This is a genomic window from Paenibacillus puerhi, assembly GCF_009846885.1.
GTDB classification, from domain to species: Bacteria; Bacillota; Bacilli; order Paenibacillales; family NBRC-103111; genus Paenibacillus_G; species Paenibacillus_G puerhi.
This window is the reverse complement of sequence record NZ_WUWM01000013.1, coordinates 89,154-106,928: the sequence shown is the minus strand read 5'-3', so window position 1 is coordinate 106,928 and position 17,775 is coordinate 89,154. Positions and strand designations below refer to the sequence as shown.

Annotated in this window: 13 protein-coding genes; all 13 read right to left on the bottom strand. The window is 55.4% G+C overall.

Going from position 1 to position 17,775, the window contains the following annotated elements; genetic code table 11:
- The 13 genes from GSF01_RS13775 to GSF01_RS13715 all read right to left on the bottom strand — a co-directional run bounded on the left by GSF01_RS13775 (position 1) and on the right by GSF01_RS13715 (position 17,762).
- Positions 1–2,913, bottom strand: a complete 2,913-nt coding sequence (locus tag GSF01_RS13775) for an ABC transporter permease (protein ID WP_159884914.1) — start codon at positions 2,911–2,913, stop codon at positions 1–3.
- Between the two features lie 12 nt (positions 2,914–2,925).
- Positions 2,926–3,960, bottom strand: a complete 1,035-nt coding sequence (locus tag GSF01_RS13770; RefSeq protein ID WP_235941477.1) for an efflux RND transporter periplasmic adaptor subunit — start codon at positions 3,958–3,960, stop codon at positions 2,926–2,928.
- A complete protein-coding gene (locus GSF01_RS13765) occupies positions 3,944–4,645 on the bottom strand; it encodes an ABC transporter ATP-binding protein (protein ID WP_201305389.1) in 702 nt (233 codons plus the stop codon). The genes GSF01_RS13770 and GSF01_RS13765 overlap by 17 nt, the downstream gene beginning before the upstream one ends.
- Before the next feature lie 117 nt (positions 4,646–4,762).
- Positions 4,763–6,148: an S-layer homology domain-containing protein gene (locus tag GSF01_RS13760; RefSeq protein WP_159884911.1), complete on the bottom strand. Its 1,386-nt coding sequence runs from the start codon at positions 6,146–6,148 to the stop codon at positions 4,763–4,765.
- Positions 6,149–6,172: 24 nt separating this feature from the next.
- Positions 6,173–7,510: an ABC transporter substrate-binding protein gene (locus GSF01_RS13755; RefSeq protein WP_235941474.1), complete on the bottom strand. Its 1,338-nt coding sequence runs from the start codon at positions 7,508–7,510 to the stop codon at positions 6,173–6,175.
- 18 nt (positions 7,511–7,528) lie between these two features.
- A complete protein-coding gene (locus tag GSF01_RS13750; protein ID WP_159884909.1) occupies positions 7,529–8,596 on the bottom strand; it encodes a hypothetical protein in 1,068 nt (355 codons plus the stop codon).
- Positions 8,597–8,619: 23 nt separating this feature from the next.
- Positions 8,620–9,933, bottom strand: coding sequence for an ABC transporter substrate-binding protein (locus tag GSF01_RS13745; protein WP_201305388.1), 1,314 nt, complete (start codon positions 9,931–9,933; stop codon positions 8,620–8,622).
- A 148-nt stretch (positions 9,934–10,081) separates the two neighbouring features.
- Positions 10,082–10,786 (bottom strand): hypothetical protein, encoded by a 705-nt coding sequence (locus tag GSF01_RS13740; RefSeq protein ID WP_159884905.1) that lies wholly within the window; start codon positions 10,784–10,786, stop codon positions 10,082–10,084.
- Between the two features lie 11 nt (positions 10,787–10,797).
- Positions 10,798–11,511, bottom strand: coding sequence for a lipoprotein (locus GSF01_RS13735; protein ID WP_159884903.1), 714 nt, complete (start codon positions 11,509–11,511; stop codon positions 10,798–10,800).
- Between the two features lie 20 nt (positions 11,512–11,531).
- The gene (locus GSF01_RS13730; protein WP_159885000.1) at positions 11,532–12,464 is read right to left on the bottom strand and encodes a carbohydrate ABC transporter permease; all 933 of its coding nucleotides are present in this window, start codon (positions 12,462–12,464) and stop codon (positions 11,532–11,534) included.
- 38 nt (positions 12,465–12,502) lie between these two features.
- Positions 12,503–13,369 (bottom strand): carbohydrate ABC transporter permease, encoded by an 867-nt coding sequence (locus tag GSF01_RS13725; RefSeq protein WP_159884901.1) that lies wholly within the window; start codon positions 13,367–13,369, stop codon positions 12,503–12,505.
- The gene (locus tag GSF01_RS13720; protein WP_159884899.1) at positions 13,366–15,639 is read right to left on the bottom strand and encodes a DUF5696 domain-containing protein; all 2,274 of its coding nucleotides are present in this window, start codon (positions 15,637–15,639) and stop codon (positions 13,366–13,368) included. The genes GSF01_RS13725 and GSF01_RS13720 overlap by 4 nt, the downstream gene beginning before the upstream one ends.
- On the bottom strand, positions 15,636–17,762 hold the full coding sequence (locus tag GSF01_RS13715) for a YIP1 family protein (RefSeq protein WP_159884897.1): 2,127 nt from the start codon (positions 17,760–17,762) through the stop codon (positions 15,636–15,638). Before GSF01_RS13715 ends, GSF01_RS13720 begins: the two co-directional genes overlap by 4 nt.
- Positions 17,763–17,775: the final 13 nt, after the last annotated feature.

Genomic DNA, 17,775 nt, shown 5'->3' with positions numbered 1-17,775 from the left:
TTAATCCTCCCCGAGCTTCACAGCCTGATGAATGCGGATGCGGGACACGATCACCGCGATTACCGACAGCCCAAGCGTCATCATCACCGTCACGATGGCATAAAGCCTGGTTTGATCCCGCGGATCGAACATCACCTGGAAGGGCGGGACCTGGGCGCGAGGATCGAAGGACATTTCGAACAGGGGGACGAACAATTGACTCGTTAAGCTGCCCGTCATCATGCCGATGGCGATGGCTGCGCCAGAGATCATAATCTGCTCGCCGACCAGCATCCCGACCAGCTGCGGCAAGGAAATGCCCATGGCCCGAAAGATGCCATACTGAAGAGTTCGGGCATGAAGGGATAGAATCCAGTACAGCAGGAAGCCGAAGAAACAGATGCTGACCGATATGAGAAAGCCGAGCGTCATCACGCCGTTAATCGCCAGCTGGAACGGATCCTTGAGCGCCCGAATCTGCTCCTGCTTGGCATCCTGCAGCTCGTCGATCTGGAAGCCTTGATCCGTCACGGCCTTGTATACCGCCTGACTGGGCGCGTCAGGCTTCAGCTTCAGCCAGATCTGGTACGGCTCAAGACCCAGGTTGTTTTGGATGTACGTCAAATGCCCGATGACCAGCATCGGCTTGCGGACCTTCGTCGCATTTCCGTCCTTCGACGTCACCGTGACGGAGCCGGCCGCTCCCGGATTCGGATTCCAGGAAGGCCAGTAATCGATAACCCCGTAGACGGTAAACGATGCTTTCTCCACACCCTTCCATCCGATCGAAATCGTCTCTCCGGGCTGAATCCCGTGTTCGTCTGCAAGCGATCGGGAGATCAGCACGGCGGACGGACGGGGAGCGATCAGGTTCAAGTAATCCCGGATATGATGATCCAGCAGCTTGTCGCGCATCCAGGCCGTTTCGCCGAAAGCCTTCGTATCGATCCCCATCAGCTCGACGGTTTCGGTCGTTTTGCCCTTCTCCAGCTCCGCTTGAGGCTGTACAAACACCTTGGCAGCGCTTTGGACTCCCGGCAGCTGGGTGAAGGGCAGGAAGGACGGCTCGGCATATTGGATTCGGCGAGGCGGCTCCTTCTCCGCTTCCCCTTCGTTCTGCCCGCTGCTTGCCGCTTCCTCCTCCTCCTGCATCAAGCTGTAAAGGATGACAGGAGGGGCGTCATTCTCCCAGCGGATATCGAGGGTAATATCCGCGCCAGCCGCATAGCGGATTTTATCCATCGTATTGGCATTGATGGTGCGTGTGGCGCTGGCGCCGTACAGCCCTGTTGCGATCGTGACGATCAGAAAGACCATGATGACCTGGTATTGGAGCGTCGAGCGGCTGACCTGAATGATGGTGGCATACAAGGAGGGCGGCCACCAGCGCCGTCCGGCTTGGTAGATCAGCCTCATCAGCCATGGATATAAGCGCAGCACCAGCAGGCCGGTACCGAGGATGAACAGAGCCGGTATCAGAAACAGCAGCGGATCTATCCGAAGATCCCCGGACTTCAGTCCGAGCGACTGCAGGTCCTCCATACGCGTCCTGTAGGTATACAAGCCGTACAGAGCGATCCCGATCAGCGCGAAGTCGAGCAAGTATTTGTGCCAGAACGAGGTCGTCCCCTGCCTCGCCGACTGCTGCTTGTGACCGACGATCGATACCCGCATGGCGAGTGCCACAGGAATGAGCGTCATGATCAAAGAGACGGCTACCGCAATCAGCGCGTACAGGTAGGCGTCTCCGTTCAGACTGACGTCGACCTTGGCGCGCTGCACGAATTCGAGAAAACCGCTGGAAGCGCCAAGCATCCGGGTCAGAACAAGGCCCAGATACGGACCGATCAGGAAAGCCAAAGCGCCAAGCACGAGTCCCTCCGCCACATAGCTGCCCATGATCTGCAGCCGGCTCGCTCCCCGGCTGCGAAGCACGGCGATCTCGGTTTTTTGCCTTTCCGTAATCAGGTTCGCCACCATATACAGGTAAAATGCAAGCATCAGCATCACCGGCACGTTCAGCGACCAAAGCAGCTGCCTGAGGCTGGTTTCCTTCACGTAATAAGTGCCCAGCGTCCTCATCGCCGGTGCATTCTTGTTATGCGCCTCATAGCGCTCATCCATATGCTTCTGGATCATCCGGTCCGCTCTCTGGAAGTCGGTGGCTGAAGCAAGCGTCATCTGGGTATAATCCAGGGCCGTATACCAGTAGCTGGACTGGACGTTCAGCTTGCCCGAGTCCGTAAAATCCCGCTCGAATAGGGCGAAATCGATCAGGAAACTGTTCTTGTAGCTGCTTGGGATGTTATACCAGAACAGGTCCTGGTAATCGCTGCGCTCGAACACGCCGACGGGCTTGACATAGACGGGCGCCTCTCCCTGCGGAACGCCCAGGGCGAATTCGTGGCCGAGTACCATCCCGAGCTCCGTCAAGGCATCGGGTACGACCAGCGCTTCATATACGCCGTCCAAAGGCTCCGCTGCCGGCATTCTGCCATCGATCAGACGAATGTGCTGCTCCATCCCTTCGATCGCCGTCATATCGGCCGAACGCTGCTTCCCGGGATCCGCCTTGTTGGTCAAGGCCGGAGTCAGGCTATATCGCTGGGTCGCTCTCTCCCGGACATAGGCTTGCACCGGCAGGTCGAACCAATGGACGGCCTCGCTCATGAAGACGTCGGTTTCGGACACCTTGGAACGGCTTGAGGCTTCACCCGAGGGCAGCTGAGCCGACAGCCAATATATGCCGGGATATTGACTGTTAGTAAGCTGCAGCTGCTTCAGCTCCTGAACCAGCAAGCGCTGCAGGATAGCATTCGTATAGATCGGCATGCTGCTGGCGAGCGCGACTGAGAGCACCAGACCGAACAGCAGGCTGAGCTCCAGCCATTTGTTATTGATCATTTTGCGCAGGATCATGAGAAACAAAGCCAACGTCCCAGCCTCCTAATTGTTCAGAATGATCCGCTGACCTTCTGTGATCCCCTTGCGAATCTCAACCTCCGTAGCGGCAACGATGCCTTTCTCCACGTCAACCTCTTTGCGGCTGTCGCCCTCCATCACCTGTACATAGTCACGGCCCATATAGCTGCGCAGCCCGGCTCTTGGAATCACCAGCACCTTCTCCCGCTGCTCCGTGACGATCGTGATATCGGCATGGGAGCCGATCTTCGTCTCAGGCGGCAAACCATCGACCTGAATAACGAGCGATTTCGCATTCTTATCGTCGATCGCTTTGTTGCCGGTAGGAGGCGCGCTGAGCGGCGTCTGGACGACTTGACCCGTCAGCGTCATGTCCTTGAGCTTAACCCCTACCTCCATATGCAGCTCCACGCCCGCCAAATCATTGGAAGTTGCGGCTGTATACACAAGCTTCATCCGGGTGGGGTCCGATAAGGTGACGATGTCTTTGTAGGCGGACACTTGCTCGCCGGGCTTGATGGGATCGAGATAGGTGACGATCCCGTCCATCGTAGCGACCAGCTGAGAGCGCTTAACTTGTTCCTTCAGCGATTTCATCTGAATCCGCGCGCTTTCCAGGTCAAGCACCTTCAGACGGATCGCAGGATCGTCCATCGATTTATCCACCAGCTCCTGCTTCAATGCAATTTCGATCTTCTCGATCGCGATTTCCTGCAGCCGGATTTTATTATCCATATCGTTCATCTCTGTCGTCGCTACCACATCGCCGGCCTTTACCCGATCATTAAGTCTGACGTTCAGACCGACGAGGCGCGCTCCGGATTCGGTATAATGCAAATAATCCATCTTATCGGAAGCGAAAGTGGCGACGCCGGTCAACTGCTTCGTAATATCGGCACGCTTCACCTCGTAGATCGTCAGCGTTTCCTTGACGGGCTCGACCAAAGGCGGCTGAAGCTCCTCCTCCTCGACCGGAAGCAAAGAACAGCCTGCCAGCATGGCCGACAAGGCTCCGATAGCGATGGCATGCCGCAGCGATAGTCTAGGTTTCCTCCACAATTCGGCCATCCTCCAGTGTATACACATGATCGGCGATACTCATAATGGCAGGGTCATGCGTGGTCAGGATCACGGTAATGCCCTCTTCCTTCACCAGCACTTGAAACGCTCTCATCACCTGCAGGCCCATCTTGCTGTCAAGCTCGGCCGTCGGCTCGTCCGCCAGAATCAGCGATGGTTTATGAGCGATCGCTCTTGCGATGGCCACGCGCTGCTGCTCGCCTCCCGACATCTCGAAGGGACGGTGCTTCATCCGCCCCTTCAATCCGACCAGGTCGAGTGCCCGCTCGGCATACGGCTTGTGCAGCTCCGGCTTTACGCCTGCAATCCGCAGACCGAACTCGACATTTTCGTAAGCCGTCATCAGGGACACCAAGCCGAAGGACTGAAAGATAAGTCCCATCCGCGTTCTTCGCAGCTCATTGCGACGGCGCTCAGACAGCAGGCCCAGATCGATCCCGTCAAAATAAACCTGTCCGTCCGTCGGCCGGTCCAGCGTACCCAAAATATTGATCAACGTTGTTTTGCCCGAGCCCGATCGTCCGCGAAGCGCAATCAGTCGCTTCGCTGGAATATGCAGGTCTGCGCCATTCAGGGCATGCACGGCTGCAGAGCCTTTGCCGAACACCCGGGATATGCCGACTGCCCGGATAAGGGGCACTGAACTTGGCTCCACATGAGATATCAAGGTTTCCGCCCTCCTTCTCGGACCCCGCGGGGTCCGTTCCGCTTGTCAAGCCACGCCTGCCTCCTCAGGGACAAATAGCCCCAATCCGGTTAGATTGGGGCGGGGCCGCTTACGTTATTTGTTCTGCAAGGCCCAGAGGAAGGTGGCTTCGATCAGCTTCCAGGCGGTATCCGTCGTTTTGGTGGACATGCCGGCCGCCATGTAGAAGAACACGGTGCGGGCTGGAACCGGCTCGCCTTTCAGATTTTTAGCGCCCTTCTCATACGCATAGATGGTCGCTTTCTTCTCATCCCCGGCGACGGTAGCAATGACCGTAGCTTCTTTGGCGGGCACGCCGTAGTAGATGATGCCGTCTTCCGTATACACCTCAGGCGTGCCTGTCACACCGGCTGCCAGAGGATGGCTGGCATTTTTGATCGAGATGGTTTTCACCTTGTTCACACGGCTGTTTTCCGACGTTTCAGACAGCTGCAGGTCGCCCATAGATATCGATTTGTTATAGATTACCGGGATCGTCAGCTTCTTCATCTCATCCAGGTTGCTCTGCACATACTTGGAGTTCGTCGTTTCGCTGATGAAGATCAGATCGAAATCCTTGATTCTATCGGGAGCCAGACGACGGTCGACGAGATAGCTGACCACAAATCCAAGCGCCTTCATGCGGTCGCCGATCACTACATCCTCTGCGGCTCTCTCACGACCTACGATGAGCAGCTTTTTACCCTTCGGCGAAACCTCGCCTGCAGGCTTCTCCTTCCCGGGTTCCGGGGCCGGAGCGGCCGGCTGGGCAGGCGTTTGCGCCGGCGGCGTCGCAGTGCCGCTGCTGCCGAGCTGCTGCTTGGCTTCATAGCTGGCAAGGACCAGCATGCGGCGCGTCGCCGGAGACTTGCCGTCAAACTCTCCGCCTTGTGCAGAAGTCAGCAGCTTCTTCTCCAGCGCGAGGCTTACGTAACGCTTAGCCCACTCATCTACAGTCGAATCGGCAACGGCTGTTGCTTTACCCGCCGCTTCCTCCCAGCCGAGACCGCGGATCAGGAAAGCGGACAGCTCTTGTCTGGACACGGGCCCAGCAGGGTTATAGAGCTTCCCTTCACTGTCATAGCCATTCGTCAATCCTGCTTCCTTCAACGCCTCGATGTAAGGAAGCGCATAGGAGTTCGCCGGATCATCGGCCCGAACATCCGTGAAGGAGGAAACCGCCAGCGTCTGATCGACAGTCAATCCGAATATGATCGCTGCGACCTTGGCGAATTGAGCCCGGTTCATCTGGACATCAAGCCCGAAGGTATCATCCGATACTCCATTGAACACGCCGTCGGCCAGCAGCTTGTCGAACTTATCCTTCTGTTCCTTAGGCAAATCCTTCAAATCTCCGAAATCATCGGCCTTCTTCGCAGCCGCGATCCGAACCTCGCCGGCCGCTCCGGCGACTGCCGTGAAGGAAAGCACGGTCATCCATACGAGCATCAGGGACAGCAGGACCAACATACTCTTTTTCAAACGGTTCACCTTCTCTTCTCGAATTTATGGGGAAGACTGCTTCAACGTCTGGATCGCTTTGGTAGACTGCTCTTCCATCATCCTCAGCGCCGTGACGGAATCCTTGGATTCCTTGAATATTAACGGATCGAATACATTTTGCATCGGAACGTCGTACCAGACTAAGCCGGACATGCGGGCTGCGGGAGGCATCGCCGGTTGACCGTAAAAAATCGACGGTACATGCTTGCCTCGCATTTGCGGCAAATGCTGCCCGAATGCTTCCTGCACCGCCTTCGATTCCAGCGGACCGATCACCCCCTCCTTGGCCAGCTCGATCTGATGCTCCTCGGACAAAATGGCGGCCATCGCTTGGAAAGCCAAATCCTTCTTCGTCGATTGCTTCGTGATATACATCGAATACACATTCGGCTGATACCGCATGCCTGGAGCTTCTGCAAAGGAAGGAACCGAGACGATATCGAAGTTCAACTGCTTATTCTGCTCGTAAAAAGAAACCAGATGATCGACCGTAGCGACAGCCATCGCGATATTCCCCTTGGAAGCGAATACCTCCACCGTATCGAACTGGTTGGCCGGAATCTCATAAAACCGTCTCAAATTATCGACAACCGTCTTCCACTCGGGCGAGTTTAAACTCGCCTTATCCTCCGTGAGACTGAGCGGAGACAACGACAACTGATTGTAATTCATGTAATGCCCGGGATTTTGCGCAAAGCCCTTGTAGGTGATCTCGCCTTCCACGCGCGTCAATTGTTTGGCCAGCTCATAGATCTGATCGTACGTCATCCCATCCGTCGGATAATCGATACCGAATTTGTCAAAGATGTCTTTGTTGTAAAACAGAACAAAGTCATTATTGTTAAAAGGCAGCCCGAAGATTTTTCCCTCCGTCGACAAATTTTTCATCTGCGCAAACAAGGACGGATTCAATCGGGACGTATCAAAGTTATATTTCTTGATCAAATCGCTAAGGTCGTATTGAAGGTCATTCGCGAAAATCCATCTTTGCACGTTCATCCGGGTATTATCGAAAATTATATCGGGGATCGTCCCCGCTGCAATCAGGTCCTTATACTGCCGACCCGGATTGTCCCAATGGATATGCTTGATGGTGACATCGGGAAATTTCTTCTTTAGCAGCTGACCGACCTGCTTCTCGAAATACTCTTCCTTGGCAAAGTAAGGCGGATTTACCGTATAAATCAGCAGTTCATTGGCAGACGACGCGCCGGCTGGCTTCGTCTCCCCCTGCTCCTTTCCCGAGGCTGGGTTGGCAGGCGCCGCTTCGCAGCCTGCCAGGAAAACGAGCGAAGCCGCAGCCGCAAGCAACCCTCTCATACCTTTACCGAATGTGACCATGAGGCTTGGAACACCTCCTTAACCGTTCTGCAGGGTCCACAAGACGATTCTGTCCAGAAGCTCCCAGCCTGCATCGGTCGAGTTTTCATGCATGCCGTTGCTCCAGAAGTAGAAGGACGTCCGGGCTTTTACCTCGTAGCCGTTGTCGGCCTTAGTTCCCTTGTCGTAGTAATACAAAGCGGCCTTCTTTTTATCTCCGGGAATGGTAGCGATCACCTTAGCTTCCTTGCCCGGCAGCCCGTAGCTGACGCCGAACTTGTCTCCGGCTTCCTTGAAGACATCGATCTTCCCTGACAGACCGCCCGCAACCTTGTGCTTGCTGTCTGTGATTTCGATCGTCTTTACATTTTTCTCCGTAGCGTTTTCTTCAATAGCGGACAGGCCCAGGTAATACATCCCATGATTTTTAACGTAAACCGTCGGGATGGCGATATCCTTCATGAAGCCGTCCTTCAAGTATTTGGAATTGGTAGTCTGGCTGTAATAGATCAGATCGAACCCTTTCACCTCATCGGCATTCACATCGCGGTCTTCGAGATTGGTTATCTGGAAGCCGAGCGCCTGCAGACGTTTGGCTACGGCCACATCCTCCGCCGGGGATCTTTCACGCCCGACGAAAAGCAGCTTTTTCCCCTTGGCGGAAACCTCTTCCGCCTGGGGCGCCGCTTCGGGCTGTGCCGGAGGCGTAGCAGGAGCCGGCTTGGCCTCGGGTTTAGCCTCAGGCTTGGGCTCGGGTTTGGGTTCCGGCTTGCTGTCGGAGCCGGCTGCCGGCTTAGCTTCCGGCTGAACTGTCGACGGCTGAGCCGCCTTACCGTCTGCCGGCGGCTGCGTATCGGCCGGTTTAGCGTCAGGCTGGACAGCACCCTCCGGCTTCGTATCCGTTGCCGGAGGCGCTGTCGTTTCGGGCTTGGACGCATCAGCCGGCGGTGTGGTTCCGGCAGGCTTCGCAGGCTCCGGCTGCAGCGCTACAGCCTGCTCCGAGGGAGCAGGCGTACCCGGAGCCGCCTCTTGACCTGCGCCGGATGAGCAGGCGATCAGCGAGAAAGCCATCACGGCGATGATCAGCCAGGTTAGGTATCGTTTCATGTTAGCCAATCCCCTTTCGTTCGTTATTTAGCCGCTTTCTCCGTTTGAATGCCCTTGGTCGTCTGCTCTTCGATCATCCGGAGCGCGGTGGCGGAATCCTTCGACTCGCCGAAGATGAGCGGAGCGAACACGTTATGCACCGGCACATCGATATAAGTCAGTCCTTTAGCGCGCGCTGCCGGCGGCATGGCGTTTTTGCTATAGAAGATCGCCTGCGTATTTTTGCCCTGCATCTGAGGCAGGTTTTTGCCGAAGGCCTCCTGCACGGCCTTGCTTTCGAGCGGACCGATGATCCCTTCCTTCGAAAGCTCGATCTGCATTTCCTCGGAAAGCAAGTAAGAGATGACCTGAAACGCCATATCCTTCTTGGTCGACTGCTTCGTGATATAGGCTGCATACATATTCGGCTGAGCCTTCGTCTGCGGAACGTCGGCAAACGACGGCATAGCCGCAATGTCGAAGTTCAGGTTCTTGTTCTGCTCATGCCATTGAATAATTTTCTCCGACACGTGAACCGACATGGCCATCTTGCCCTTCGGAAAGTCATCGACCGAAGTAAACTGGTTGGCCGGAATTTCGTAGAACCGCCGCAAATTGTCGACCGCCTTCTTCCAGCCGTCCGTGCCGAGCTCCGCCTTATCCTCGGTCAAGCTGAGCGGGGACAGCGAAAGCTGGTTGTAGTTCATGTACAGACCGGGATGCTGCTGATAGCCCTTGTAGGTATTTTCGCCTTCTACGCGGGTCAGCTTCTTGGCAATTTCATAAATTTCGTCGTACGTCATCCCGTCCTTCGGATAATCGACCCCGAATTTATCGAAAATATCTTTATTGTAGAATAGGACGAAATCGCTAAGCTGGAAGGGCAGCCCATAGATATGGCCCTCCGGCGTCACATTTTTCATCTGCGCCATGGCGGCCGGATTTAATTTGCTCGTGTCGAAATTATATTTCTTGATCAGCTCGGTCATATCATATTGCAGGTCGTTGGCCAGGATATACCGCTGCAAGTTCATGCGGGCATTGTCGATTATGACATCGGGAATGGTGCCGGCCGCGATCAAATCCTTATACTGGCGCCCCGGATTGTCCCAATGCACATGCTTGAAGCTCACATCCGGGAATTTCTTCTTCAGATGCTGGCCGATCTGCTTCTCGTAGTTTTCCTCCTTTGCGTAGAAAGCCGGATAGACCGTATAAATGAACAGCTCATTATCCGGAGCCTTCTCTCCCTTTTGAACCTCCTGCGCCTTGTCGGAACCTGCGGGTTCGTCCGTACATCCTGCTGCAACAGACATTGTCAAGGCCAGCGTCAACACGGCTGAAATAAACTTTTTCATGCTGGTATAGAGCCTCCCTTTTCCATTCATACTTTCCTTCAAAGCCATCAACCTGCATATAGTAAACGCTTACTTGACTAACTTTAATACGAAAGCAGCTCGCTTTCATTAGGGGTGCAATTCCAATATATAGGTTATTTGGCGCATGTTACTTCGCGCTCGTTACCCAGCGTACGGCCGCATCGAACAGCTTCCAGCCGTCATCGGTCTGATTGATTTCCTCGCCGTAAAATAAGTAGTACAGCATTTCGCGGGCCGGAACGGTCTCGCCCTTCTCGTTCTTCGAGCCCTTCTCGTAGGCGAATATCGTTGCATTCTGATCCTCGCCCGGTACTGTCGCGATGACGATCGCTTCCTTGCCCGGAGTAGCGTAGCCCATCTTGCCATTCTCCTTGTAGACGTCGATCTTCCCTTCAAGTCCAGCTGCCAGCGGATGCTTGCTGTCCTTGATCTCGATCGTCTTGGCGGCATTCGCCCCGCCCAGATGACCGTAAGATTCAGGCGGCGACAGCCCGATATCTGCGGTCGCCTGAACTTCGGCATAGATGACCGGTACGGGAGCGCTCGAAAAATTATCCCGGATTTTGCCCGAGTTGACCGACTCGCTGACATACACCAATCCATAACCGGCAGACGATTCCTTCGTTACCTCCTTATCCGCGATTACGGTAACCTCCATGCCGTGCACTTCGCGAAGACGCTTCGCTATGATCGCGTCCCCTCCGCTTTCCTTGCCGACCAACAGCGTCTTATTGGAGACATTGATCTTCACCGCTTCTGTCGAAGCGGACTGGCAGGAGACAAGTAACAGAAGTACCAGGACTAACGAGATGGAGCCGAGCCAACGTATCATATCGCTTCCCCCTATTTCGTCGGATTTTGGACTGCCCATGCCAGAGCCGCATCCAGCAGCTTCCAGCCGTCTTCCGTAAGATTCGCCTCGTCCCCGGTAGGCAGGAACACAAACACCTGCCGAGCCGGGACGGGCTGATCAAGCGCATTGCGCGAGCCCTTCTCATAGGCGAAAAGGACCGCCTTCTTCTCATCGTCCGCAGCGGCCGCGATGACGACCGCTTCCTTGCTAGGCACGGCATAGTTTAGCTTGCCGGCGGACTGATAGACGGCAGGCTGCTCCGTCAAGCCGGCAGCGAGCGGATGCTTCATCTGCCGGATGGCGACCTTGCTGACGCCTTCCAGCTGCCCGTATCCTTGCATCTCTGCCACGCCGGATGTTCCGGCCAGCTGAGGCTTGGCGTACACGACCGGCAGCGCCAGCTTCGTCAATCCGCTGTCCAGCCGGGCCGCATTGACCGATTCGCTGACATAGATCGCCGCGTATCCGGCAGTCTGATCCGCCTTAAACTCATTTTCCGACATCTCGAAAACCAGATAGCCTTGCTTCTCCCAGCGCTTGACCAACAGTCCGTCGCCGCTGCCTTCCTTCTTCTTGAGCAGCAGCAGCTTCTTCGGAAGGTTCGCAGAGGCTGGCTCTTCCCCGCCCCCGGCCGCCGGAAGACTGCAACCGGCGAGTGCGAGGGTCAGCAGAAGCGCCAGAAGTCGCAACCAACTACGTTTCATGTCATTCTCCCTTCTGTACCTTACTCGACCAATCCGGTCCGTTCGACACCCTCGATAAACCAGCGCTGGGTGAACAAATACAGCAGCATTGGCGGAATTATCATCAGGAAGGTCGTCGCCATCCGGATCGCCTCGTCCGTCACCGACGGTCCATACACCTCCGCCTGCTGCTTCAGAGCCGAGGAGATCCGGGAGATGCCCATGGATAAGGGGGCGGTTTCGATGTCCGATAAGTACATGCTGGGCAGATAGAAGTCATTCCATGTCCAGACGAAGGAGAACAGGAAGACGACGAGAATGGCGGGCTTGGCAAGCGGCATCATGACCTTGTAGAAAATTTTGAACACGCCTGCGCCGTCGATCCGGGCCGCTTCCTCCAGTTCCTTGGGCTGTGTGGAGAAAAACTGGCGATAGATAATGACGAACAGCGCCCCTTTCAGTCCGAGTCCGAAAAAAGCGGGGACAATGATCGGGTAAATCGTATTCAGCAGCCCCAGTTCCCGCGCATAGATGATGTTCGGCAAAATCGTCACCTGCATCGGTACGATAAAGGTAAGCAGCAGGAAGAAGAACAGCAGCCGCTTGAACGGAATCTTCAGCCTGGCGAAGGCGTAGCCGGTCACCGCGCAGGAGAGCGTCTGCAGAATGGCGACGGACAGCGATAGCGTCAGCGAGATGCTGAATGCCTTGGGGTATTTCAGCCACACCCAGGCCTCCTGCAGATTTCCCAGATAAAGCGTATGCGGGAACCATTTGACCGACGGGTCCAGCAAATCATCCGCATTTTTCACCATAGTAGCCAGCATATGAAAGACCGGCTTCAGATAAATATAAGCGGCGTCAAGCAAAATTAAATAGATGAAAAACTTGAACAGCAGCCCCTTATCCGCTTCCCTGCCGACGATCGCATACCTCGCCTTGTTCAGCCAAAGCGGCACCGGCTTCTGTCGCATTCGGTTCACTTTTAATTGGATCACTCGGGTACTCCTCCCTAAGCCGTTTCCCGCTGTGAGCGGGTCGCCCTGTGAAATACGAAGAAAATGATAGCCAAGAAGAAGCTGATAATGACGAAATAAATCCAGATCAATGCACTGTACTGACCATACTCGCTCTCCCTCACCCGCTGCAGGATCGGGTTAGTCGGGAAGGTAAATAGATCGACTACCGTATAGATCATGTTCAGGAAAATAAACGGCGTCATCGCGGGCAGCGTGATCTTCCAGAAGGTCTCCCATGGCCCCGCCCCGTCGATCCGGGCCGCTTCGTATGCCGAATTGGAGATCGTCTGACGGCCCCCGAGGAAGATCAGGATCTGAACCCCCGAGTACCACAGCACCAGCACGAAGGAATTCAGGATCGAAAGCAGCGGTGTGGACCACGTCGACGATAAGTAGGCGCTGATGATGCCCGCCACATCGTATTTGGCCATAAAGCCGAGGTCGCCCTCGCCCTGCATAAGGAATTCCTTCACCACCTCGCCTGTCGCCAGAATCACGGGCAGGAAGAAGATGGCTCGGAACGCGGTTCGTCCGGGAAAGTTCTGGTTCAGCATGATCGCGATCAGCAGCGCAAAGATAACAATGATCGGAATCATAAACAAAGCCTGCCTCAGAAACGGCAGCAAATCATTGTACAGAATACTTCCGTTCTCGAACAAAATCGTCCGGTAATGGGTCAAGCCGATAAACTCGGTCGTCGTGCTGGATGCCGTGATGGTCACCTTCTGGAAGCTCATGAACAGCGAGTAGCCGATCGGGAAAGCCATGAATATGAGAAACCCGATCAGCCATGGGGCGATGAATATTGTCCCTTCCATGTATTCGACCAGGGATGCGTTCAAGCGCCATTTCCTTCTCATCGTCCCGCCCCTCCCTGAATCGCGATAAAGTCTTGTGCCGGAACGACCTGATCTCCGATCTGATAAGGCTCCGTCTTGTAATTAACGATAATCCGCTTGCCGCTTGCATAGGTCGTTTCCTTCACGTTCGGAGCGAGCGTCCGGTGATTCGTAATGAATTGATCCTGAACGTCCCCCAGCGCCTCGTTATAACGCTTGTATTGCTCGACGGCATAATTCTCCCAGTTGGGAAAATGGGTATTGTAGTACCGAAGTCCGTAGGCATTCACGAACGTCTTCGTCTCCGCCTGCGTGAAGATAAAGGATGGCACGGCGCCGTACTCGATATCCCTCAGAAAATCATTCACGTCCTCCTGGCGGTTGTTGACATACTCGGAGGAATAGGAAACCAGCCCATGCGCCGCTATTTGGGCAAAAGGAACCGCCTCGTCCGTGAACAAATCGTAGGAATGGTCGTAGACCATCGATTTGATATGATTGACATACGGCAGTGCGTAAAAATTCGACTTGACGCCCTTTACGCCTCCGAGCGTTTCCCCGACTTGCTTCAACAGACTCTCCTGCACATCTCTAGCTTCGTCGCGCGGGGCACCGTAGCTCGTGTTATAGTCGCTGAACAGCCGCCCGCCTATACGGTTCATCACGAGTCCGCTTACCCCCAGCTCCCGATAGGCAGACAGGCTCTCGTTCACGCTTTTCTCGGCGAATTTGTCGCTCACGACCGGCACGCGCTCCGCATTGTACAGCAAGCCCAGCGACAGCTTCCGCCCGGCCTTGTTGACCATCGCGTGAAATTTATCCTCGAAGCCTCCACCGCCCGTATTGTTCGCTCCGTACTCCGTATCGAGGTACACGGGGAAATTGTGACTTTTCGCTTGATCGACGAAAGCCTTGATTCCTGCACTGCCTCCGATGCGCGAGTCAGCAGGCAGCGATCGGCCGAATGCGCTGTAGCCGCCCTTCTGCCAGCCCATATACGTCAGCGACATGCGCGGGATGCCCTTCTCCTTCAGCGCCTCCATCATACGAATGGCGTCGGACGTATCGGTAAGCTTCACATAGCGATCGGTGAGCACCCCCTTCTCCCGGTCTCCGCCGATGATATCCACATGAAGCGGGAGATTCTTGTCGTCATCCTTCACAGACTTAACGCCCTTCTCGCGAATCAGGTATTGGCGGTACGCCTGGGCCATGCCGGCATAATCCGCTTTCGTACGGTCGAGGATATAGTAGCGGACGACGCGGTCGCTTCCGAAAAGCTCATCCCGGTTATAGTCGACATAACCCCATTCGTCCGGGGAATTGCGGCTCGTAAATTGAAGGAAGCTGGCCCGATAGTTCATCTGTGCCGTCGCCCAGTTGTAATTACTCAGCACGCCTGACGGGGATGCGACGATATTCGCATACTCCTCGCCCTCATGCAGCACGGCGAGGAAGCCCTTCTCTCCCGTCTTCATGCCGAACACCGGCATGATGATCGGATTGCGGTTATTGCTTAAGCCGGTGAAGGTTAGATCTTGCCCATACACGCTCTCGTCATACATTTTATTGACATTCAGCATATTTTCCTTATACCGGATCAGGGCGCCGGCACCGTCGGGGATAAACAAATAGCCGTCTTGCCCGGCGGAATGCTCGGCTCCCAGGAATGGAAAGAGCCGTACCCAGATGAGCCCCATTTTCGTTTCCTGAAGGCCTTCGCGGACGATTCTCGTTTGCAGGTAATCCTCCTTCACCGTAACCTCCACGGGGATGGTAAAGCCGGAGACCGGCAGCACATAGGTCAAGGAAAACCCGCCCGGTATCGCCTGAACATCCTTGACCTGACCGCCTTCAGCAGCCATATTCGTTTCCTTCGCCTGGAGAATGCTTTTGCTGAAGTCCACATATTGAACCATGATCGGGGAAGCGAGATGCTTCTTCCAGTTCTCGGATATTTGCTCCTTGGCCCAATATGCAGGCTCTGGATACGAACGGTACACCTGGCCGCTCCGCTTATCCTCGACCTTGAAGTGTCCGGTCTTGTCATCCAGCTCCAGCCGCAGCGTCCCGGAGTCCGCTACGCTGCGAAAGCCGTTCTCGTCCGGAAGCTGAGCTGGAGCGGCTCCTTCGGATGCGGAGGGCGCGGAGCCCGAGGCAGCCATCGCCGTGCGCTCGCCTTCGGCGGCCTTGAACTCTACAGGAATGCGCGTGAGGGCAAACAAAGCGGCAGCCACGAGCAGAACAGCGACAATCGCGATCTTTTTATTCAGCTTGTCGAACCCTCTCATCTCATGACCACCTCCTGGAACATTTCTCTAAGTAATGACAGCAAATCACTGGTCAGCCCGCTTGTCACGAAGAGCAGCACGCCGATCACAAGCATCGTGCACAAGGTCAACGCGATATTGATCGCCGTTTCTCCGACGCTGTAATTATGGATAAACTGGACCTTCCAGAACAGCAGCAGACCGATCCAGATCGACATCCCGTTAAGCAGCAGATTGTACATGGACGATTCGGACATGGTCATCCCATTGGAAAGCAAGGTCAGAGGCACCCCGACTACGAGCAGCGGAACGAGGACATAAGCGCTGCCGATCACAATATCGCGAAGTCGTCCTTCTCCCCGGTAGATCGAGCTTACCAAGTAATTAGCGAGCACCCACGCTACCCAGACAATCAGCACTTGAACGAACAAGGTGTACACATCGACCGTCACCACAGGGTTGAACGCAAAGCCGGTCGCGGCATCCTTCAGCACCAAAGCCAGATAGACGGCGAATAACAGAATAGCTGCGGCCCCGTAGCTTCCCTTACCCTCATAGCGAACCGCCGAGAAGCCGTCGACCGGATGCTTCAAGATGTAGAAGGCGTGCTTCAGATGGAGGACAAGCCCGTTTTGCGACCGGCTCCGATTTTTCCATCGGCTCCGCAGCTTGCTGTTGGCCGTCCATTTATCCGCTACGAGGAGCAGCAGACCGACCAGGACGACAAGCGTAGCCAGCCACGAGAAATTGGTCTGGAACCAGAGCATCCGGATCTGCCAGAACGATTCGGAGTAGCCCTCACGGTCGCCCGCTTCCTTAAACAGGGCCTGAGCCTCCGCATACTGCTCCTTATGGAGAGCCGCCTTGGCAAGTCCAAGAATCGCGGGAGCAAATTGGGCATTCATGCGCAGCACATCTTCCCAAGGAGTGATGCTTGCCTCGTAATGGCCGGCCAGCGTAAGCTGATTCGCCTCATTGACCTTCTGTCCGAATTCGGATAAGCGAAACACCTGCACAATGTTCTCCTGATCGTCCAGAATATACAGCTCGTTGCGCGAATTCACATCGACCGCTACCGGACTTTTCAGCAAGCCGACCTGTGAGGAACCGACCGCTGAGGGGCCGCCCCAGAAGTACAGCAGATTGCCGGAGAAGTCATAATGACTGATGTATTTGAACTGTTGATCCACGACGATCATATTGCCGCTTTCGTCGACGGCGACGTCGATGAGCTGGGGCGTCTGCGCTCCCTGGGGCCCGAACGAAGCCGCTTCCCCCGGTCGGTATTCGCCGAATGTGTTGCGCGAGCTGCGCAGCAGGTTCGCCCCCTTCGAATTCAGCTTTTTCAGCTGCTCGCTTTTGGCCATGCCGCCCGTAACGGTATAAATATAGCCGTTATTGTCTGTCGCTACGCTGTTGATCGTCTCCGGCTTCTTGGCCACCTCATTGGCATACATTTGCTTCGTATACAGCATCCGCTTCAGCGCATCAAGCGGGGATAGCGCAGTCTGGTTGGCGCCGAAGAAGCCCTGGAACGTACCGCGCGGGTCCAGCAGCACCAAGCCTTCATACCCGCCGTGAACGGCGATATACAGAAAGCCGCGCTCATCCACCATCACCTTGGCAGGATCATAGGTGAATGTGTCGGAGACATACTTGGAGTCGGGGCGCTTGAACTCTTGCTGGAGCTTGCCGTCCGGCGAGAGCTTGATCACCCGTTTATTGCCGGTATCGGCGATGTAGATGTCGCCTTCCTTGGTCACGAATACGCCCTCGGGCTTCGCAAGCGGACTTTCCGGCAGCGTGATATAGCGTGCCAGCGCCCCACCCTCCGTCAAATGAACGATCCGGTCGTTGCCGGTGTCGGCAATATAGATTTCATTGCGGGCATCCACGAAAATATCCTTCGGATTGCGCATCGCCGACTTGGTGCGCACAGCCGGATCCTTGAGATCCGTGACGAACAAGTCTTCTCCAAGCACGCCAACCGGATAATAGGCGGGCTGCAGCCAGATCAGATTGTTATAGCTGTCCTTCGTATAAGTGGAATACTTGACTGCGGCCTGCATCTGCAGGGGCAGCAGCGTCAAGCATAAGACGATCGTGACGGTGATGATCATCCACCGCTTGCATCCCTTGGTCATGCCATACCTCCAT